Source organism: Acinetobacter kanungonis, from assembly GCF_009939195.1.
GTDB lineage: Bacteria > Pseudomonadota > Gammaproteobacteria > Pseudomonadales > Moraxellaceae > Acinetobacter > Acinetobacter kanungonis.
Map to the genome: position 1 here is coordinate 161,394 of NZ_JAACKC010000005.1, position 20,790 is coordinate 182,183.

General features: G+C 40.4%; 20 protein-coding genes. 9 read left to right on the forward strand and 11 right to left on the reverse strand.

Annotated elements, in window-relative coordinates:
• Positions 1 to 127: 127 nt before the first annotated feature.
• The gene (locus GWK51_RS11625; protein ID WP_142768756.1) at positions 128 to 1,000 is read right to left on the reverse strand and encodes a LysR substrate-binding domain-containing protein; all 873 of its coding nucleotides are present in this window, start codon (positions 998 to 1,000) and stop codon (positions 128 to 130) included.
• Between the two features lie 140 nt (positions 1,001 to 1,140).
• On the opposite strand from GWK51_RS11625, the gene GWK51_RS11630 reads away from it, so the two are divergent.
• Together GWK51_RS11630 and GWK51_RS11635 are read left to right on the forward strand one after the other, a co-directional pair.
• Positions 1,141 to 2,556 carry an aspartate ammonia-lyase gene (locus GWK51_RS11630; protein WP_161933826.1) on the forward strand — a complete coding sequence of 472 codons (1,416 nt, stop codon included), beginning with the start codon at positions 1,141 to 1,143 and terminating at the stop codon, positions 2,554 to 2,556.
• Positions 2,557 to 2,905: 349 nt separating this feature from the next.
• The gene (locus GWK51_RS11635) at positions 2,906 to 4,033 is read left to right on the forward strand and encodes a hypothetical protein (RefSeq protein ID WP_161933827.1); all 1,128 of its coding nucleotides are present in this window, start codon (positions 2,906 to 2,908) and stop codon (positions 4,031 to 4,033) included.
• A gap of 47 nt (positions 4,034 to 4,080) precedes the next feature.
• Here the strand turns inward: GWK51_RS11635 and GWK51_RS11640 are convergent, their stop codons facing one another.
• The 4 genes from GWK51_RS11640 to GWK51_RS11655 are packed head-to-tail and all read right to left on the reverse strand — an operon-like array spanning position 4,081 to position 9,145.
• Complete coding sequence (locus GWK51_RS11640; protein ID WP_161933828.1) at positions 4,081 to 5,199, reverse strand: ABC transporter permease; 1,119 nt, start codon at positions 5,197 to 5,199, stop codon at positions 4,081 to 4,083.
• 4 nt (positions 5,200 to 5,203) lie between these two features.
• Complete coding sequence (locus GWK51_RS11645; protein WP_161933829.1) at positions 5,204 to 6,328, reverse strand: ABC transporter permease; 1,125 nt, start codon at positions 6,326 to 6,328, stop codon at positions 5,204 to 5,206.
• Complete coding sequence (locus tag GWK51_RS11650; protein ID WP_161933830.1) at positions 6,328 to 8,124, reverse strand: ATP-binding cassette domain-containing protein; 1,797 nt, start codon at positions 8,122 to 8,124, stop codon at positions 6,328 to 6,330. The genes GWK51_RS11645 and GWK51_RS11650 overlap by 1 nt, the downstream gene beginning before the upstream one ends.
• A gap of 1 nt (position 8,125) precedes the next feature.
• Positions 8,126 to 9,145: an HlyD family efflux transporter periplasmic adaptor subunit gene (locus GWK51_RS11655; RefSeq protein WP_161933831.1), complete on the reverse strand. Its 1,020-nt coding sequence runs from the start codon at positions 9,143 to 9,145 to the stop codon at positions 8,126 to 8,128.
• A 119-nt stretch (positions 9,146 to 9,264) separates the two neighbouring features.
• Here GWK51_RS11655 and GWK51_RS11660 point away from each other — a divergent pair, with 119 nt between their 5' ends.
• The 7 genes from GWK51_RS11660 (at position 9,265) to GWK51_RS11685 (ending at position 15,411) form a co-directional block, all read left to right on the forward strand.
• Complete coding sequence (locus GWK51_RS11660; RefSeq protein WP_161933832.1) at positions 9,265 to 9,915, forward strand: CerR family C-terminal domain-containing protein; 651 nt, start codon at positions 9,265 to 9,267, stop codon at positions 9,913 to 9,915.
• Between the two features lie 153 nt (positions 9,916 to 10,068).
• Complete coding sequence (locus GWK51_RS11665) at positions 10,069 to 10,857, forward strand: crotonase/enoyl-CoA hydratase family protein (RefSeq protein WP_161933833.1); 789 nt, start codon at positions 10,069 to 10,071, stop codon at positions 10,855 to 10,857.
• 194 nt (positions 10,858 to 11,051) lie between these two features.
• Positions 11,052 to 11,609 (forward strand): Crp/Fnr family transcriptional regulator, encoded by a 558-nt coding sequence (locus GWK51_RS11670; RefSeq protein ID WP_161933834.1) that lies wholly within the window; start codon positions 11,052 to 11,054, stop codon positions 11,607 to 11,609.
• Positions 11,610 to 11,727: 118 nt separating this feature from the next.
• Positions 11,728 to 12,138 carry a GNAT family N-acetyltransferase gene (locus GWK51_RS11675; RefSeq protein ID WP_235941136.1) on the forward strand — a complete coding sequence of 137 codons (411 nt, stop codon included), beginning with the start codon at positions 11,728 to 11,730 and terminating at the stop codon, positions 12,136 to 12,138.
• A gap of 2 nt (positions 12,139 to 12,140) precedes the next feature.
• Complete coding sequence (locus tag GWK51_RS16765; RefSeq protein WP_161933836.1) at positions 12,141 to 13,034, forward strand: DMT family transporter; 894 nt, start codon at positions 12,141 to 12,143, stop codon at positions 13,032 to 13,034.
• A gap of 168 nt (positions 13,035 to 13,202) precedes the next feature.
• Positions 13,203 to 13,364, forward strand: a complete 162-nt coding sequence (locus tag GWK51_RS16485) for a hypothetical protein (RefSeq protein WP_171334027.1) — start codon at positions 13,203 to 13,205, stop codon at positions 13,362 to 13,364.
• Positions 13,365 to 13,599: 235 nt separating this feature from the next.
• On the forward strand, positions 13,600 to 15,411 hold the full coding sequence (locus GWK51_RS11685) for a monovalent cation:proton antiporter-2 (CPA2) family protein (protein ID WP_161933837.1): 1,812 nt from the start codon (positions 13,600 to 13,602) through the stop codon (positions 15,409 to 15,411).
• A 65-nt stretch (positions 15,412 to 15,476) separates the two neighbouring features.
• Here the strand turns inward: GWK51_RS11685 and GWK51_RS11690 are convergent, their stop codons facing one another.
• The 6 genes from GWK51_RS11690 to moaCB all read right to left on the reverse strand — a co-directional run bounded on the left by GWK51_RS11690 (position 15,477) and on the right by moaCB (position 20,774).
• Positions 15,477 to 16,370, reverse strand: coding sequence for a LysR substrate-binding domain-containing protein (locus tag GWK51_RS11690; protein WP_100240809.1), 894 nt, complete (start codon positions 16,368 to 16,370; stop codon positions 15,477 to 15,479).
• 112 nt (positions 16,371 to 16,482) lie between these two features.
• The gene (locus GWK51_RS11695; protein ID WP_161933838.1) at positions 16,483 to 17,121 is read right to left on the reverse strand and encodes an ATP-binding cassette domain-containing protein; all 639 of its coding nucleotides are present in this window, start codon (positions 17,119 to 17,121) and stop codon (positions 16,483 to 16,485) included.
• 3 nt (positions 17,122 to 17,124) lie between these two features.
• Entirely contained in the window at positions 17,125 to 17,808 is a 684-nt protein-coding gene (gene modB / locus GWK51_RS11700; protein WP_161933839.1) for a molybdate ABC transporter permease subunit, read from the reverse strand.
• Between the two features lie 12 nt (positions 17,809 to 17,820).
• Entirely contained in the window at positions 17,821 to 18,582 is a 762-nt protein-coding gene (modA, locus tag GWK51_RS11705) for a molybdate ABC transporter substrate-binding protein (RefSeq protein WP_161933840.1), read from the reverse strand.
• Positions 18,583 to 18,624: 42 nt separating this feature from the next.
• Positions 18,625 to 19,851, reverse strand: coding sequence for a molybdopterin molybdotransferase MoeA (locus GWK51_RS11710; protein ID WP_161933841.1), 1,227 nt, complete (start codon positions 19,849 to 19,851; stop codon positions 18,625 to 18,627).
• Entirely contained in the window at positions 19,851 to 20,774 is a 924-nt protein-coding gene (gene moaCB, locus GWK51_RS11715) for a bifunctional molybdenum cofactor biosynthesis protein MoaC/MoaB (protein ID WP_161933842.1), read from the reverse strand. Before moaCB ends, GWK51_RS11710 begins: the two co-directional genes overlap by 1 nt.
• Positions 20,775 to 20,790 lie beyond the last annotated feature (16 nt).

Here is a 20,790-nt window from a genome sequence, read left to right on the forward strand (position 1 = left end):
TCAAGTGTTAGGATAAGCAGAAAAATAAATATATTAGAATGAATTGGGATTTATAAAAAATATTATAGGCATTGTATAAATCTATTTAAGCGATTTTTATTGGTGATTTATACAATCCCTGAATTGATTATTGAATCAAGGTATTCCAGATATAATCCATGCGCTGAGAGTAGATTACTTTACTGCGAATAATATAAACATCTTGGAAAAAATGATAATCATCTAAGACTCTTAATTTATTTTCAGCAATCTCTTCTTCAATTAAAAGTTTTGGTAGCCAAGCGATGCCTAGTCCTTGTAAAACCAAAGCTTTTAGATCACCCGCATTATCTGTTTCATATAAAATTCGATAATCAAGTTTATCTTCAATTTCACGATCAACACATTTTCTCAGATATGCTTGTTTACTGTACGATAATAAAGGGAAATTTTGATCTAAACTGTATTTTTCGTATTTATCACGTGCAGATGCGACAGGTAATATTTCCATTTTCACAATTTTATGAAATGCAAAAATTGCATGGTCCAATTGTTTTAAAGTTTCTTCATCACAATAGCAAATCAAGAAATCACATGAACCTTCTTTCAATAATCGCATGCCCTGTTTCATGTTTGCTGCAATAATTTCAAGTTGTAGATCTTTAATATCTGTATATAAATTGTGAATGAAGTTTGGGAAAAACTGTGTGATTAATGAATGAGAAACCGCAAACTTGATTGAAAGTTCATTGTTTCGGATGTTTTTCTCTAAATACTTAATTGTTGTATCTAGTTGATTTTGTATATTTTTTGCGGAAGATAATAAAATTTGTCCTGCATCTGTAAAGTCTACGTTCTTGCTATAGCGTTTTAAAATTTGAAAGCCAAGTGCATCTTCTATGGCTTGAATTCTGCGTGTGAAAGCAGATTGTGTTACATGTCTGAGTTCAGCCGCTTTTGAAATTGACTTCTCTTGTTCTAGAGCAAGTAAATCTTCAATCCAGCGAATTTCCAATGACATTTGCGTTGTCCATAATTTAAACGGTGCTATTAATTATACAGTGTTATGCAAAAATTGCATGGATAAATATTTTTTTACATTAGCCAGCCTGAGGGTTCTGGCTCTAAGATAAATTTAACCCCGATATAGAGCTTCTCTAAATGAATATTGAAATTAAATCACGGACTGAAAAAGACTTACTCGGTTTTAAAGAAGTCCCTTTCCATTGCTACTATGGTGTACAAACGCTTAGAGCTTTAGAAAATTTCAATTTAAGTCCTAATAAATTAAGCCATTTCCCTATTTTTATTAAAGCACTGGCAATGGTTAAATCTGCATGTGCAGTATCGAATTTTAAATTAAATAAACTTGAAGAAAATAAATACAATGCGATTCAATACGCATGCCAACAGTTGATGAATGATTTATATCATGATCAATTCCCAATTGATATGATTCAAGGTGGTGCTGGTACTTCAACCAATATGAATGCAAACGAAGTTATTGCAAATATTGGCTTGGAATATATGGGTCATTTAAAAGGTGAATATAAATATTTACACCCGAATAATGACGTTAATATGTCACAATCAACCAATGACGTATACCCTACTGCCATTAAAGTCGGTCTATTATTTTCTTTAGATCAACTTAACACCCCATTCCAAAACTTAATTGATAGTTTCCGTGCAAAATCTGAAGAATTTGCACATATTTTGAAAATGGGTCGTACACAGTTACAAGACGCTGTGCCTATGACTTTAGGACAAGAATTTGGTGCATTTGCCAATACTTTGCAAAATGACTTGAATATGCTTTACAGCATCATGCCGAATGCATTGGGTGTTGTGAATTTGGCTGGTACTGCAATTGGTACAGGCATCAACACTGAAGTTGAATACCGTTTACATGCCATTGAAGCGTTGGCACAAATTACACAAAAGAATATCTCTAGTTCGCCTGACTTAATTGAAGCAACTTCTGATATGGGTGATTTCGTTTTATTGTCTGGTTTCTTAAAACGTACTGCGACTAAACTTGCGAAAATTGCCAATGACCTTCGTTTATTATCGAGTGGTCCACGTGCAGGTTTAAATGAAATTCATTTAGAACCTCGTCAACCAGGCAGTTCAATCATGCCAGGTAAAGTGAACCCTGTAATTCCAGAAGCAATGAACTTGGCTTGCTACCAAATTATTGCAAATGACTTGGCAATTACCCTTTCTGCTGAAGCGGGTCAGTTGCAGTTAAATGCCATGGAACCGTTAATTGCATTCAAACTTTTTGAATCAATTGATTTGTTAGGTAAAGCTATGCGTATGTTCCAGCAAAAATGTATCGAGAATATCCAAGCTAATGCAGAACATTGCCAACACTTGGTCGACAACTCAATCGGTATCATTACTGTATTAAACCCATACCTTGGCTATGAAACAACAACGCGTATTGCTAAAGAAGCAAACGAATCTGGTCAAAGTATTTTGGCGCTGATCAAAGCTGAAAACTTGCTTTCAGATAAAGTTTTAGCAGAAGTTCTTTCTGTACAAAACATGGTGCACCCTAAACAGTCTGCTTAAGCATCTGATTTAATCATTTAAAATTAGAGAAAGGAACTTAGTCATTAAGTTCCTTTTTTGTTACTGTACAGCCTAAATTTGACTGTAAATTTGAAAAATTGATGATGTTTTGATTACCATACCCACTCGCTAGTTTATTGTGAGTGTCATTTACGATCATTTCTGTATGCCGTTTGTTTTTCAATTCTTTATTTCTCTTCGATTTTAATTTTTAAAATCTTCGATGTAATGACTAATTTTTCTAGTTTTACATCCTTCTGTTTTAAAGCCATAACGAATTTTCAGCATCAGTTCATTTCTATAACACTTGCTCTATCTATTCTTTTTTAATCTTGTTTAGGAAACTTACATGCTTAAAAAATATGCTGCTCTGACGAGTTTACCTATTTTCTATTTTTATTCACCACTGGCCTTGGCTGATGAGGCAAATTTTCAATTTTCTGGGGTGGTCAATAGCAACTATCAATATAAAGAATATGCTGCCACTGAAAAAAGCAAAGCTAAATTTAATGACCTGACGTTGTATTTAAACTATCAAAAGGATCAATGGTCTGGCGCAGTGACCGCACGTTGTTACCAATTCGATGAATTATGTGATTTTACTGTGTTGTCGGATGCCTATTTTTCTTATCAATTTGATCCGAGTAAGTTGCTCACGGTGGGATTACAGCCTATTCCTTTTGGTGCCGATACTTATTGGGACAGCAGTTATTATGAAAGTATGATGTATACCTTAGGTATGCAAGACACGCACAATTTAGGCTTTCGTTATGATCAGCAAATTCAGCAACATGCATTAAGTATTGGTTATTTCCCCAGCGATGGTGGCAACTATATTGGTACAAGTCCAGATGCATCGCGCTACAGTGCTAATTTTGTAAAAGGCAGTTCACTCGATACAACCCGCATTAAAGAACAGCATATGCTCTTTGGTAAATACAGTTATCAGCACAAACATGCAGACTTAGATTATAAAGTCGGTAGTTCTCTGTGGTATTCCCAACTCGACAACCAAAACACGCATAAAACAGGTTCACGCTTGAATGGCAATATTTTTGCTAAAACCACAAAAGATCGGTTTGATTCGACCTTAACCTTCGGTTATCAACAGATTGATAATGCGCAAGATGACTTAAATTACTCCACTTTCGGATCTTTTGATTCCGAATATAACCTTGCTAATAATTCTTATTATTATGTGGCGGATCTGGGTTATCGAATTCCTGATCAATTTCAAACCCTGACTGGCTTCCGTCCTTATGTGGTGCTCAGCGGTCTTATGAAAAAAGACAACCTGCCAAACTCCTATCGCAATATTGCGGGACTGGCATTTGACTATAAGCAATTGCGGGTCAATGCCGAGTATATGTGGGCAAAGAATGACGCATTTATTGGTGGCGATATGAATGCTTTTGCAGATTCAAAAGATACGGACTGGAAGCAATTGTTCTACCTGAATTTCGCCTTTAATTTTTAAAGTCAAAGAGATGTGCTCAGACTCGGCTGAGCACATCTCTATGCCATTTAAGACAATCGATTGCGAAATAACCAAGCTGCCAAGGGCAAAGTGATACAGGTCAGGACAATCATTGGAATAAAATCATATTTTACTTGGGCAAATTCAGCCCCTTCCAAATACACACGTAACACCAAGTCAATGCCAAATCGTAAAGGATTGATATACGTCGCAATCTCAAGAAACTGTGGCATATTCTGTACGGGTGTCAGTAGTCCAGACAACAACATGAGTGGCATAATCAGCAAGAACGTAAAAAACATGGCTTGTTGCATATTCAATGCAATTGCAGAAATAGACAGCCCAACCCCCACAACCGCAATATTAAAGCTAACCAAACCTAAATACAGCAAGCCAATCGAGCCTTGCATCGGGATTTGAAACCAAAACAAGATAATTAGAAAAATAATCGTAGACTGGATTAAGCCAACAAAGATCGGCGGCAAAGCTTTGCCAATCATAATTTGTACAGGGGTATATGGGGTCACTAAAAGTTGATCGAATGTCCCTTGCTCCCTTTCCCTTGCCACAGATAAAGAAGATAGCAGTAAGGTTTGCATCATACTTAAAGCCGCAATCAAAGATGGCATGATCCCCCAGCGTGACTCATGATTAGGGTTATACCAAGTTCGCGTTTCTATTGTTAAAGCGGGACTGTTTTGTAAATACTGTTGATTAAACTGCTGTACAATCGTTGAAATATAGGCACTTGCTGCTCCCGCGGTGGAAGAATTCCGCCCATCGACAATCACTTGAATCGGTGATGCTTGTTGCTGCGTCAATTTCTGTTCAAAATCTTCGGGAATGGTAATTACGGCCAGAGCTTGACGCTCATAAATGATCGGAGCAATTTGCTGACTATTTTCAAGCGTGGCTGTACGGTGGAAGATGCCTGAACCATCCAGCTTGGCGATGAGTTCTGTCGATGTACGGCTATGGCTTAAATCCAGAATGGCATAGTCCACATTATTAACATCATACGTTGCAGCATAACCAAACAATAAAGACTGAATCAGCACTGGTGCAAACAATACGGTTCGATTGGCTGGATCACTAAATATGACCAGAAACTCTTTTCTGACCAAGACAGCCAGATATTGAAACCATGCTAAAAAGCGATGAATCATGTCTTTATCTCAACTGTTTTTTAAGTGATTTACATGCCGCAAACATTAGCGCAACGACATAAAGTATAAGGATACTGCATTCCTTGAACCATAATCCCCAATCATCTCCCCCCAGAAATAGGGTTTTAATCAGTGACATAAAGTGTGTTGCAGGCAGTATCTGGCTAATGATCTGAATCACAAAAGGTAAATTTCGAATATCAAATACAAAGCCTGACAGCATCATTGCAGGCATAAAACTGGCTAAAAGTGTAAGCTGGCTGGCTTGAAACTGACTTTGAGAAAAGCCCGAAATGGTTAGCCCCAATAATAAGGAGACCAATAAATATAGAAAGCAGGCAGTTAAAATTGCAAATATTGAACTGCGCATCGGCACGTCAAACAAGACGGAAGATGCGATCAGACAAATCACAATATCAATCAACCCAACCACTAAATATGGGATGAGCTTGGCAATCACCAATTCTAAGGGGCGTACTGGCGTGACAAACAAAGCTTCCAGTGTGCCTTGTTCCCGCTCTCTGGCAATTAATAAACCTGTCAGAAATGCCCCGATTAAGGTCAGCACCAAAACAATTAAGCCAGGAACCAAGAACCATGTACTGTTTGCCGATTCATTAAACCACATCCGTTGTTCTACGCTCACCGTCGCTTGGTTAGCTGTTGCATTCTGTCGTTCAGCTTGTAAATTTAAACTGTTGGAAATGGCGCCTGAGACATAACTTTGCATGCTCGAAGCAATACTGGTAGAACGTCCATTGGTCAGTAATTGAAGTTTGCCATCCCCTTGTAATTGCGCTGCCTCAAAATTAGCAGGAACCACTAAAATGGCATCGACTGCATCATTTTTAATTGCAGAAATGGCTTCAGGCATGTTGTGAAATTGCTGTGCTGTTAGATATGGACTACCGTTAATTCCAGCCACAATTTGCTGCGTCTGAGGAGAGGGTTGCTCAACCACGACCGCAACACGCCCGTTGCTTAAGTCAAAAGACAAGCCATAGCCAAACAGCAGAATCAGAATAATCGGTAATAATAATCCAATCGCGAGACTACTTTTGGCTCGTAACAGTTGGATCGACTCTTTACGCGTTAAGGCTATCAAACGAATCAAGAAAGAAGACTGCATTAGACACTCTCCTTTTCTATTGACTGAACCTGCCGTGCCTGCTCAACAATGGCAATAAAAGCACTGTTCATATCTTTGCCAGCATGTAGTCCTGCTTGTTGTCTTACCTCCTGAGGAGAGCCAAGTGCCAGTAATTTTCCAGCATCTTGAATGGCAATACGGTCACAGTACTCTGCTTCCTCCATAAAATGGGTTGTGACAATAATGGTAATACCACGGTCTGCAAGTTCGCCTATGGTGTGCCAAAACTCACGGCGTGCCAGTGGGTCAATCCCGCTGGTCGGTTCATCCAAGAATAAAATTTCAGGTTCATGTAACAGTGCAGCCACCATAGAAAGTCGCTGCTTAAATCCCGCGGGCAAGTCCCCGCTTTTGGCTTCAGGTTTTAAATGGAACTGCTGCAACATTTTTTCAATTTGCTGCTTCAGCCTTTTACCTGAAAGCCCATAAGCCCCGCCAAAGAATTTCAGATTTTCATGCACACTCAAATTTCCATATAGGGCAAATTTTTGCGATACATAACCAATTTTGGCGCGCGCATGAGCACGTGCAGTTCTTAAATTTACCCCTGCAACTTCTAGCATCCCACTACTGGCAGGTAATAAACCGCATAACATGCGGAAAGTCGTGGTTTTACCTGCACCATTGGGTCCCAGTAAACCGAAGATTTCCCCGCGATGCACATCAAAAGAGGTACTGGCAACCGCTGTAAAATCACCAAATTTGCGCACGAGATTTTGCACGCTGATGACTTTTTCATCGCTATTATTGGGCTGATCAAATGTTAAAGCTTCTGAAGTTTGATCATCTTCCTTGTTATTTTGAATCAATGCCTTGGGTGTTGACTGTTGCTGTGTTTGATGCAAAATCAGCATAAAAGCATCTTCTAATTCAGCGGGTCTGGATTCAGCATGTATATTTTGCGGCAACAGTTGTTCTGGAAAAGCAGCATAAGCTTCTTGGGTGATAAAACGAACCACTTCACCTTTGGGTACAGCATCGCAATACAGCGTCGTATTGTCTAATAAAGCTGCTTGTAACACCCGTGCTTTCATGTGTTTTGGTGGTACGGCTTGCCATGTTCTGCCTTGTGCATATTCTCGCAATTGGCTTGGTGTACCTTGCTGGATCACCTGTCCCTCATACATCACATAGACTTGATCACAACGTTCTGCTTCATCCATGTAAGCCGTGCTAATGATGACATTCAGCTTTTCTTCCTGAACTAATTTTTCGATGATGCCCCAAAGATCCCGACGGGAAAGTGGGTCTACACCGACACTAGGTTCATCAAGCAATAAAAGTTCAGGCGAGCGTACCAGCGTACATGCCAATCCCAATTTCTGCTTCATTCCGCCTGAAAGTTGACCTGCCAATCGCTTGGTAAAAGCAGCTAAATCGGTAATGCGGAGTAAACGTTCGAAACGTTGCTGACGGACGTGTTGTGAAACCCCATGCAAGTCTGCATACAAATTCAGGTTTTCAATAATGCTTAAATCTTCATACAGTCCAAAGCGCTGTGGCATATAGCTAATTTGGTTTTGAATGGCTTGCGAATGTTCAGCGACATTCAAACCCAATACGTCAAGTTGTCCTGCTGTCGGCTGATATAAACCTGCAATTAATCGAAGAAAGGTGGTTTTCCCTGCACCATCTGGACCAACCAAAGCAGTGAGTTCGCCTGCTTTAATCTGCATATTGATATTATTCAGCGCGCAGGTATCTTCAATGTGTTTTTGTTGAGACTTAAACACATGCTTCAAATCGACCGCCTGAAGAATGTAGCTCGCACTCATGTTATTTTTTCTCTTGCGCTGAATTTACTGATGGCTCGATTTTTACTGTAACAGGCTGTCCCATTTTTAATTGATCGGTTGGGTCTTCGACATAAACACGTACTTCATAAACCAAGCTGGTACGAATATCTTTTGTTTGTACTGTTTTAGGGGTGAATTCAGCCACAGATGCGATATATCCAACTTTTCCCTGAATCGGTTGGTCAGGCAAGCTATCCCGATAAATTTGCGCCAAGTTTCCCAAATGTATCTGATTCAATTGCGCTTCATTGGCATATACCCGCACCCATTTCGGATTGGTCAGTGCAAGTGTATAGACTGCTTTTTGTGCATTGGTCATATCCCCGACTTCTTGAAGACGAGTACGCACCACCGCATCATTCGGGGCAATAAGTACCGCCTGTTTTTGTTGATATTGGATATATTCTAAATTGGCTTTTGTCGCTTGGTATTGGGCTTTGGTGGCTTCACGATCTTCTTTACGTGCGCCTTGCAGTAATAAATCCAGATTGGCTTGACGCTCTTTGACAGCAGCTTGAGCCGCATTTTTATTGCTTTGTGCAGCGTCAATTTCTTGTTGGCTAATGGCTTTACCCGCACTGCTAGAATTTAAAGCCAACAGACGTTGCAAGGCCTTACTGGTTTTGTCTAGCTCTGCTTGTGCAGAAGCAATTTGTGCACGTGCCTGCACAATCTCTTCAGGTCGCGCTCCTTCATCTTGGGTCAAAATCGCCTGTTGCTGAATGTCTAATTGTGCTTCGGCTTGCTTTTCTTGAATGTCTAGTGCAGAAGTATCTAGCTCTGCCAGCACTTGACCTAACTGAACATGATCACCTTCTTGCACATTCAGAGTTTTAATTCTACCTGCATTTTCAAAGGCTAAGGAGACCTGACGAATATCTACGTTACCGTAGAGGGTTAGGTCACTTTCGCTTGAACGATGTTTAAAATAAAACCAAGCCCCAACACTCCCCACGATTACTGCTATTAAAATAATGACTGCAATAGCTGTCTTTTTCATCAGTGCTAGCCTTTTCTAATTGTGCTTATGCTACAAAGTTTAAATTCAATTTGAATTTAAATTACCATAAGAGCAGGATCAAAGATATACTTCATCTTAATATACATTTGGGTGAAAAGATGTCCAGAGCAAGACGTAGTGATGGTGATGTAACAAAGACGAAGATTCTTGAAGCCGCAGGTCAGCTAATTGCCCAATTGGGTTGGGCGCAAACAAGTAACAAGGAAATTGTTAAACTGGCTGAGGTTGATCTTGCGGCCATCAATTATCACTTTGGTGGACGTGATGGCTTGTATCAAGCGGTACTGAGCGAAGCGCACGCCCATTATCTGAATGAGCAAGAACTTCAGGCTATTGCCGATTTGCAATGTGATTCTGAAGAAAAACTGGGCATATTTTTTGAAACTTTGGTGGTTAAATTGGTCGAACACGATGTTTGGCACGGCAAAGTTTTTATACGTGAAATATTTTCACCTTCCGCACATTTATTAAATTTTTTTGAAACTGAAGGTATGCGTAAGTTTCAAATTATACGTCGTATTATTAGCCAAATTACCAGTCTAGATGAAAATGACCCGACCCTATTGCCCTGCATATTTAGTGTTGTTGCACCTTGCCTAATGCTGATCATGACCAGTTTGGCTGTCCCAGGTCCATTACAAAGTATGCGTTACATTCCTGCCAAGCAATTGGCACAACACTTTAAAACCTTCTCTTTGGCGGGTTTAAAAGCCGTTGTAGAAGCGCAAAAGCAATCGATCCCACACTAAAAAATACAGTTTTATTTTAATTCATAAGCCTGCTTACACTTTTTATAGTGAAGGAGGCTTATATTATTTAGCTACAGTTCTAAGCTTTCATTTTTTAAAAGAGTCATTCCATAATAAGAGCACCCACTCAGCATAATAATAAGGAGTGCAACAATGAATAAAGTAAACGGAAATGTAAGTCGTGAAGTCCAAGACCATCTTTTACTGATTGGTTTAGATCGGGTCAGTAAACGAAATGCCTTTGATAGCCATATGATTTTAGCGTTATCGCAAGCCTTGACCGATTACGAAGCTGATCCAGCTTTACGTTGTGCAGTCATTTATGCCCATGGGGAACACTTTACCGCAGGGCTAGATTTACTTGAGTTGCAAGATAAATTGGCACAAGGAATTTTTAACTTTAGTGCAGACCAAATTGATCCATGGGGTGTGAGTGGTAAGCCCAGAACCAAACCCGTCGTGGTTGCAGTTCAAGGAACCTGTTTTACTGCAGGAATTGAATTAATGTTGAATGCAGATGTTGTGATTGCCAGTGAAGACTGCAAATTTGCGCAAATGGAAGTACAACGTGGCATTATGCCATTTGGTGGCGCAACCGTTCGTTTTATTCAAGCCGCAGGCTGGCAAAAAACCATGCCCTATTTATTAACGGGGAAAAGTTTTACATCTGCCACAGCTTTAGATTTAAACCTGATTTCAGAAAGTGTCATTCGTGGTAAGCAGTTCACGCGTGCTGTAGAAATTGCCCAAGAGATTTGCAAGTCAGCGCCACTAGCAGTTCAAGCTTTAATTCAATCTGCACAAGAAGCGAATTTGAAAGGTTCAGCTCAAGCATTGCAAAATTTAGCTTCATATTTGCCTGCATTATTTCAATCGGAAGATGCACATGAAGGCGTGATGGCGATGGTTGAGAAACGAAAACCTGTATTTAAAGGGAAATAAATTTGAATTATAGAGTTATTTTAAAAATCTTAATCTATTGAAAGATAAAGCAAAATAGATATAAATGGCGGTGATTGATTACTACTTTTAGTACCTCAAAGTATATAGAGTAGATTCAAAGATCCATTCATGAGATGTTTTATCAACATCTTATTATAGACTAGCTAAAGAAACTGACTTAGATACCTTGCACCATGTTTGACGCTTTCCAGCAACAATTAAAACAAAATGATTTTACTCAACTAGAGATAGAGCAACTAAGGCATTCAGCAAAACGAATTGAATTACCGACGCGGCATATCTTGCTCCATCAAGGTGAAGTTGCTAAAGAGATTTTCTTTCTCTTAGATGGAATATGTCACGCCAATTACCTGACGGACAAAGGTAAAGAGTTTAGCAAACAGTTTTATTGGGAAAATGACTGGATTATTGGTTTTGAAAGCCTAATCAAGCAACAACCTTCACCCTATCAGCTCGAATCTCTTACCCCGTGCTCTATTCTGTCGCTATCTATTGAAACATTGAGAACATGGCGTGCGCAAAAGCACAGTATTTATCTGAAGTTGCTGGAAACGCAACTCATGTATAAGGAAAACAAAGAGCGCTTTATGTTGCTCTATACCCCTGAACAGCGCTATGAACTGTTCTGCCAACATTATCCTCACTTACTAGAGCGCCTCAACGATTATCAAATTGCGGCTTATCTTGGCATTACTTCTATCAGTCTAAGTCGTATCAAAAAGCGTAGCTAAAATTAACAATTGTTAATGCTCGGATTACCAAGCCTTGTTACATTTTAGACTTCATCTATAGCATGACAGCAATAGAATGATTACTTGGCAACTCAAATTGTTTTCCCAACTGAGCACAATGCAACTCTATCAACTCCTTCAACTGAGAGTTGATGTGTTTGTGGTTGAGCAAAAATGTCCTTATCCAGAATTGGATGGCAAAGATCACTTACAAGATGTTCATCACTTATTGGGTTATCAAGCTGACAAACTCATTGCCTGCGCGCGCCTATTGCCAAAGGGAGTGAGCTACCCTTCAGTCAGTATTGGTCGTGTGGCGATTGCAAAAGGTCATCGCGGAGGTGGCTTGGGGCATCAACTGGTACAAGAGGCTTTGAATGCATGTGGAGTGTTATGGTCTAGAGAATCGATTGAGATTGGCGCTCAAGAGCACCTTTCAGAATTCTATCAGCAGCATGGATTTATCCCGACATCGGCGATGTATTTGGAAGATGACATTCCACATATCGATATGAAGTTGGAAAAATAAGCGTGCCTTTATCTGTAACTCATATTGCGATACTTCTTCTCATCATAGGTAACTTTGCCACTTCACTTTCTGATGTTGCGGTAAAGTTGCTGAATGGTGAAATCTCAACCTTTCAATACATTTTTATACGCCAATTGTTTTCTACTTTGGTTATTTGCCCTTTATGGCTGAAGCAGTCTAAGCAGCAGCGAAAGCTGTATAGTCCTAAACTCAATCTATTTAGAGCACATCTGATTATCATCGGCAGCGGTTGCATGGTTGTCGCCATAACACACTTAACGCTTGCAGCGGCTAATGCAGTTTTTTATGCAGCACCGCTGGTGATGCTACCCTTATCCATTCTACTGCTCCGCGAGAGACCAACTCTTGGGCAGAGTGCTGCAACGCTGTTAGGTTTTATTGGGGTTATCGTTGTGTTGAGACCATTAGAATTTCAGTGGGCAGCCATCTTCGCGCTCTTGACCACTATAACTTTAGCGCTATTTAACCTTACTGCAAGAAAATTACCTGAGCAGCAAACGCTTGTCAGCACGCTCTTTTGGACATCGTTACTTTCACTCCCTATATCAGCCAGCCTAGCGTTATTCTACTGGGCACCTCTTTCCACCATACAGCTGTTGTTGATTTTAGCGAGTGCAGCTTTAGTACTGATTTACAATGGATTGGCTGTGGCTGCGTATCAGCGGGCACCCGCGAGTACAATTGCTGTAGCAGAGAACTCAGGGCTTATATTTGTCAATTTAATTGGTGTGATATGGTTCAATGAAGTGCCAGATTCACTGACAATATTGGGGATCTTCCTAATCATGCTGCCATTATTGCCTTGGAATACATGGCTTAAAATGAGGCCAGTGTCGACTCAGGCACCTGAGAAGCCGAAAAGTATGATTGAGTAATATCAAGTTGAACCTTATAGAATTGTCACGAGAATAGCGCTCCTCAAAACATAACAGACAGTGCATAAATGAATCTACTGTTATAGTTTTTTAGCGCAAAAGTGTATCTACTGATATTGCTTTTATCACCGCATAATCATGACAGATCTTAACAGAGTGAGTTTTGTAATGAACGATGATCACGGTGCAAAGAAACCCGAAAAATATGCAGACAGCTCCATTTCAGACAAAGCCTTTAAACGTATGATTCTCTGGTTTTTCTTATATTGTGCTTTTTTCTGTATCTGCGTGATTTTTGTGGTAAATGCCGATTCTGCTTTTATGCCTTAAGCCACTGAAACACCAAATTTAAAAATTGATCTGTTAAAATGCTGCATCAGTGACCAAGAGCTTGAGCATGGTGACTGATGCAAAAGATCATGTAGCAATAAATTAAAAAAATTATAAAGATACGCAAAATGTTAAGTCTAAGAACTTGTCTTAAATCCATCTAAAAATTATGGTGTTTATGCCCTGCAGAATCAGTTAATATTTTTTAAAATAATTATACCAATCTGAGGAATATATGAGTGCAGAAGCCACATCTATCAGCCTTCTATCCCCTGTCATATTGCTCACGGCTGCAGTGATCGCAGTCCCCTTAATCAAGCGCCTAGGACTAAGCTCGGTATTGGGATATTTAATTGCAGGATTAATTATTGGTCCATTTGGTCTGGCATTTTTCTACGATTCTGCGTCTATTCTGCATATCGCTGAGCTTGGTATTGTGATGTATCTGTTTGTGATTGGACTAGAAATGCGACCATCGCATTTATGGAGTTTAAGAAAAGAAATTTTTGGATTAGGCACATTACAAATCATTGCCTGTTCATTGGGGTTAACGGCTGTAGGCTTGGTTTATGGCTATTCTTGGCAAGTGAGTTTTGTGTGTGCTGCGGGCTTTGTACTCACCTCGACTGCAATTGTGATGCAACTTTTGGGAGATCGTGGTGACATTGCTCAACCACGAGGACAAAAAATTGTCTCGATCCTGCTGTTTGAAGACTTATTGATTGTACCGTTATTGGCAATTGTCGCTTTTATCGCACCGAATCATGTTGTTGAAAGTACTTCTACACGTTTGCAGAGCATCGGAATTGGTTTAATTTCAATTGCAGGTTTAATCGCTGCAGGCTATTGGTTGCTTAACCCTTTATTTCGCTTATTAGCCGCAGCCAAAGCCCGTGAAGTCATGACTGCAGCAGCACTCTTGGTGGTGCTCGGCGCAGCATTACTGATGCAAGTCAGTGGCTTATCAATGGCAATGGGGGCATTCCTTGCAGGGGTATTACTCTCCGAATCCACTTTTCGTCATCAGATTGAAGCGGATATTGAACCGTTTCGTGGCATATTGCTCGGGTTATTTTTTCTGGGCGTAGGCATGTCATTAGACCTTAACGTCGTGAAAAATAACTGGACGTTAATCTTAAGTGCTGTACTTCTGTTGATGTTCGTCAAAGCATCCATGATTTACCTGATTGCACGTCTGACCAAAAGTTCACACTCCGAAGCACTCGATCGCGCATTACTGATGGCTCAAGGGGGTGAGTTTGCTTTTGTCCTCTTTACTGCCGCCATGAGTGCTCAAGTCATTAGTGCTGTTGAACGCTCTAACCTGACTGCGATTGTGGTCTTGTCGATGATTTTGACCCCCATCATAGGCATTCTGTTTAAACGTTTTACCCAAACTACAGAACAAACTTCTTTGGAAAATATCCGTATTGCCGAAGGACTTTCTGGAAAAGTCCTGATGATTGGTTTCGGTCGTTTTGGACAAGTCTCAAGTCAATTATTGCTTGCTCGAGGCATTGACGTGACCATCATTGATAATGATATCGACATGATTCAAAATGCTGAAAGATTTGGATTTAAAATTTATTATGGTGATGGTTCCCGTTTAGATATTTTACATGCCTCGGGAGCAGATACGGCTGAAGCAATTGTGGTTTGCGTCGACCACAAAGAAACGACGAATAAGATTGTAGAGTTGGTGCAACATGAATTTCCTTTGACCAAGTTACTGGTTCGCTCTTATGACCGTGAGCATGCGCTGCATTTAGCAAAACAAAATGTGGATTACATGATTCGAGAAACCTTCGAGTCGGCCATGCTATTTGGCGGTGCGATTTTAGAAGAATTGGGTGTTGACCAGAGTGATGTTGAAGAAATTAGCCAAGAAATCCGAGAACGAGACAAAGAACGTTTTGAAACCGAAGTTGCAGCAGATGATGTCTATGCGGGTGTCGGCTTGCAATACACAGGACCGCGTCCGACTGCACCTTTAATTACACCAAAGCACACAGGGCAAATTCTGAATGAAGGTGATACGCAGCAATAATTTTGCGTGTTAAACTCAAATAAAAAGAGGTCTGTGTAGACCTCTTTTTTATCTTTAGAAATATGTTAACGCGCTAAAATTTCATGACACATTTGTCTTAACCATTGATGACTGGTCTTGTGATGGCAAGACATATGCCAGAACTGTTTGACGCTATAGGTTGGGAAAGAAATTGGTGCATCAAAAATTTGTAAATTGCCACGAGATAACAGCACTTCACTTAAGTAATAAGGGACTGTGGCTATCGCATCTGATTCCTGCACCACCAAACCTACACCTAAGTAACTAGGTAAGCGCATGATAATATTACGTTTTAAGTCTAGTCTTAACAGTTCGTTTTCAATATGATAATTACCAATACCCGCATCAATATCAATATGTGACTCTGCCAAATATTGTTCGATGGTCAAATGATTTGGGGTTAAGCGCGGGTGATTCTTTGCCGCAATCACTACATAATATTGTTCAAATAACAGTTGTTGATAGAAACCATTTTCCATATGCGGCAAGAAACCAATCGCAAGATCAATTTCACCATTTGCCATTTGGTAACTGGTTTCAGAGGTAATGGGACGTACATTCAATCGGACATGCGGTGCATGCTGTTTCAAATACTGTGAAATCTTCGGCAACAACACCAAGTGCGAGACATCGGTCATCGCAATATTAAATTGCTGATGCGAGTTCATTTCATCAAAATCGATGGTGAAATTATTAATCAATTCAATACGGTTCAGCGCTTCACTGACCAATGGAAATAGCTGTTTGGAGAGTTCCGTTGGCATCATTTCATTGCCAATACGTAAAAACAGCGGATCGTTATAATGCTGACGGATTTTATTCAGGCTATTACTCACTGCAGGTTGGCTCATGCACAGTTGTTCTGCCGCGACAGAAACACTTTTAAATTTATACACGTAGAAAAAAATGCTGAGCAATTTACAGTCAAGTTCAAACACTAAATTTGGAATCCTGTTCTTTTTGAAATAGGCTTATATCATCGCTTTTTTTTATAAGATCTCCAATATCAAATTCTACCTTTTTATGTGATTGTATGTATTTTCTAAAGCTTTAGCCTACTAATTGCCCCGCTTGCATTGTTAAGATTTGCGCATCCAAACTTTCTAATTCTTCAATATGATGAGTGACATAAATCATGGGCAAATTTAGCTCATCTTTAATGCGCTTTAAAAAGGGTAAGATTTGTTGTTTCAGCTGAATGTCCAAGCCTGTAAGCGGTTCATCCAGCAATAATAAATCTGGCGAAGATAATAATGCGCGTCCTAAACAGACGCGCTGTGCTTCCCCACCTGAAAGCTGATGTGCTTTGCGCTGAATCAGTTTCTCTAATTCTAAGAGTTGAATAATCTGCTCATAATGAAACTTGATTTGCGATGTATTTTTAAGTTTTTCTGCATATTTCAAGTTTTGCCGAACATTGAGATGCGGAAATAATAAAGCTTGCTGAAACACCAATGCCACATGCCGCTGATGGGGAGCAAGATCAAGATTTTGCGTAGAATCAAATAAATACTGTTGATCAAGGCAAATACTACCTGACTTCGGTTTAAGTAAACCCGCAAGGTTTTTTAGAAATGTCGTTTTGCCACTCCCCGATGCACCGACTACACCTAAAATCTGTTGCTGCATTTCGAGCTGAATATGTAGATTAAACTCGCCGCGCTGGTAATGGAAGTTACAGTTCAACATAGCCTAACCCCCAATTCGCTTTTGATATTTCTGTAAAATGACATAATTGGCGATTAAAGCACTAAACGCCAACAACAACGATAACATCACCAGACGCATTGCCATCTCTTCGCCATTGGGTTGCTGAAGAAATGAATAAATGGTGATGGGGATGGTACGGGTTTCATCAGGAATATTGCCAACAAAGGTAATGGTTGCACCAAACTCGCCCAAGCTTCTGCTAAAGCACAAAATACTTCCAATGATGATCCCGGGAATAGCCAATGGTAAACTGATACTGCAAAACACATGAAGCGGGTTTGCCCCCAAGGTTGCTGCGACTTGTTCCAATTGTTGATTAATCAGTTGAAAGGACAATCTGATCGGCTGCACCATCAGCGGAAAGGCAACAATGATGGATGCGAGCACAGCCCCTTTCCAATTAAATGCAACTTGAATACCCAATTGATTTAAATACCGTCCTATCCAGCCCTGCTGACCAAATACTATCAACAGCAAATAACCCAAAACGACTGGGGGTAAAACCATTGGCATTTGTAAAACAGCTTCGACTAAGAATTTAAGTCGAAACTCATAACGTGCCAGTACCCACGCCAATGCAATTGCGAATGGCAAGCTAATGATTGTGGCGAACAGTGCTACTTTTGCCGAGAGGTATAATGCACTGAGCTCTTCTGCACTTAACATCACATTGTCCTGTTACTTCAACACAAAACCGTAGCGTTGAAAAACCTGTTTGGCTTTGCTGTTCGTACGTATATATTGCTCAAACTGTATCGCCTCTTTATTGCGCATCCCTTGTTGGGTTAAAGCCATTGGATAAATAATGGGGTGATGGGTATTTGCGGGAAAAGTTCCAATGATTTTGACTTTTTGACTGATTAAGGCATCGGTCTTATAGACAATTCCGACGGAACATTCGCCACGCTCGACAAATGCCAATGCTGCACGGACATCATCCGTGCCAACAATTCTGCCTTTTAAATCATCCAGCCAGCCCAGTTTAATCAAACTTTGTTTGGCATATTTCCCTGCAGGAACTGATTCCATCTGACCTGTACAGAGATGTCCTTGAAATGAACCTGAAAAGTTAAATTGTGGCTTGGCTTGAAATGGAATGTTCAATTGCTTCGGACTAATCAGTACCAATTGATTCAATAAAAAGGGTTGGACCTGTGTACGCTGAATTTTCTGTTTTAGTACCAGATACTCCATCCAGTCAAGGTCAGCAGAAAAATAGATATCGCTACTGGCACCTGCTTCAATCTGTTTGGCCAAGGCAGAAGAGGCTGCAAATACAGGAACAATCTTAGTTTCAGGAGATTGGGTTTGGTAGAGTTTTAAAATATCCGTTAAGGCATTGGTCAAACTTGCAGCCGCATAAACTTTTACCGTTCCAGCATGCCCTGTTGCTGTCAAAAGTGTCGAGATTCCAAGTATGACTGCATTTACGACTTTCATTTCACCACCACACTTTGCCCTAATAAAATGTACATTACACGACTAAATAAACATTCCTTGTACTACGGAGCCTTCTGACAGCACCTGATTATCAGGTACTCGCACCAAACAGTTGGCTTGCATCAAATTACTCAGCATATGCGACTGTTGTTTCGAGAGATTTTTAACACTTAACTGCCCTTGCTCAAAACATGCATGCATTCTTAAAAAGCGCTCTCTGGCATCACTTTTAATGGGCTGAGTCAGTGTGGCTGTAAACCAATTCGGTAACTGTGCCTGACCTTGCAGTGCCTGAAGCAAAGTTGAGGTATAAACTTGCATGCCAACAAATACCGCGGCAGGATTACCCGGAAGTCCCAACAGATAACATGATTCTTCAGGTGAACGCTGAAATTCAGCAAATAACATCGGTTTGCCAGGTTTCTGTTTGACCTTCCAGAAGATTTGCTGAAAGCCTTGAGCCAAAGCAACGGGGCGAACAAAGTCATAATCCCCAACCGAGACTCCACCCGTTGTAAGAATCACATCATATTCATGTTTTAATTGTTGAATAAGTTGCACCACAGCAGATTCAGTGTCTGCTACATGGAAAATTTGAACCTGTTGTTGTCGTTCTGCAAACCATGCCTGTATAAGTGGTGCATTGGCATCGAAAATCATGCCTGCTGCAAAATCCTCTAGATTATGAGCAACTTCATCGCCAGTAATCACCACAGCAACACGTGGATAGCAGTAAACTTCAACCTCTATAACACCTGCCATACTGAGTGCTGCAATTGTACCGACAGTTAAATGTTGCCCTTGATTTGCCAGCAGTTGTCCATTACTGAGTTCTTCGCCTACATCTCGAATATCGGCATGGATTGCCAGATTTGTTTCGATCTGGATTTGATTTGACCCTAAAACCTTGACGATTTCTTGTCGCGCGACAGTGGTTGTCCCTTCAGGAATTTTGGCACCCGTAAAAATACGCAATGCTTGCCCCTGTCCTAGTTGTAGGTTTTGGTCTTGGCCTGCACGTATTTCACCCACCAATTCAAATTGAGCATCAGCTAAGATTGCTTCATGGCTACATAACGCATAACCATCAACCGCACTTTGGCTAAACAGCGGCAAATCGATTTCAGAATAAATGTCAGTTGCCAGATAGTGATGCAGTGCGTGTTGTAGCGAAATTTTCTTACCCGCTAAAGGCTTTACAGTTTCAATTATCTTCGCCAAGGCTTGGTCAACACTGATTAAGCCTTTTTCTGCACCACACCCTGACATTATTGGTATCCTCCAGCATGTGGAATATTTTTCTGTACATCAAAAAGATGAATTAATGCAGGTTGAATCGCAATTAGCGACTCTTTTGCTCCTTGACGGCTTCCCGGCAAAGTAATCACCAAACTCTGATCAATATAACCTGCAACACCACGGCTCAATGCCGCATAGGGTGTACGTTTTTGTCCGAAACTTCTGGATGCTTCCATAAGTCCTGGAATTTCACGTTTCATCAAGGGTTGTAAGGTTTCTACAGTCAAATCTTTAGGTCCAAGCCCCGTTCCGCCCACTGTCAAAATCAGTGGATAATGATTTTTCTGTTGTTCAATTAACGCCAATAACTGTTCGGGACTATCAGGAATGACTTGATAAGCAATCTCTTTAAAGTTTGCCTCTTTTAAAATATCGAGTACATTCAGTCCCGCAGTATCAGGCTTTTTACCTGCAGCGACTGTATCGGAAAGTACAATGATAGATGCAGGAATGGCTTCTTTGAGTGCACGGGTATAATGTGATTTCCCGCCTTTCTTTTGTGCCAACTTACATTGATCTAAGCACAAATCTTCAGGTTCGCAATGGGGCTTGAGCATGTCATATAAAGTTAAGCCTGCCAAACTGACTGCGGTTAATGCCTCCATTTCTACACCTGTAGGCCCAATGGTTTCTACAGTGGCGGTGATCAGCACATGTTGTTCAAATAGTTCATATTCCACATCGGCACGGTAAATAGGTAAAGGATGGCACAAAGGAATCAGTTCATCGGTCCGTTTCGCAGCCAAAATGCCCGCAATACGCGCCGTTTTCAGTGCATCGCCCTTTTCGGTATTGCCATTACGCAGTAATTCAATGCAATGTGCAGGTGCATGTAAAATGCCTGTTGCCACGGCTGTACGATAACTTTCGGCTTTCATGCCTACATTTTTCATTGCTGATTCCTATAAC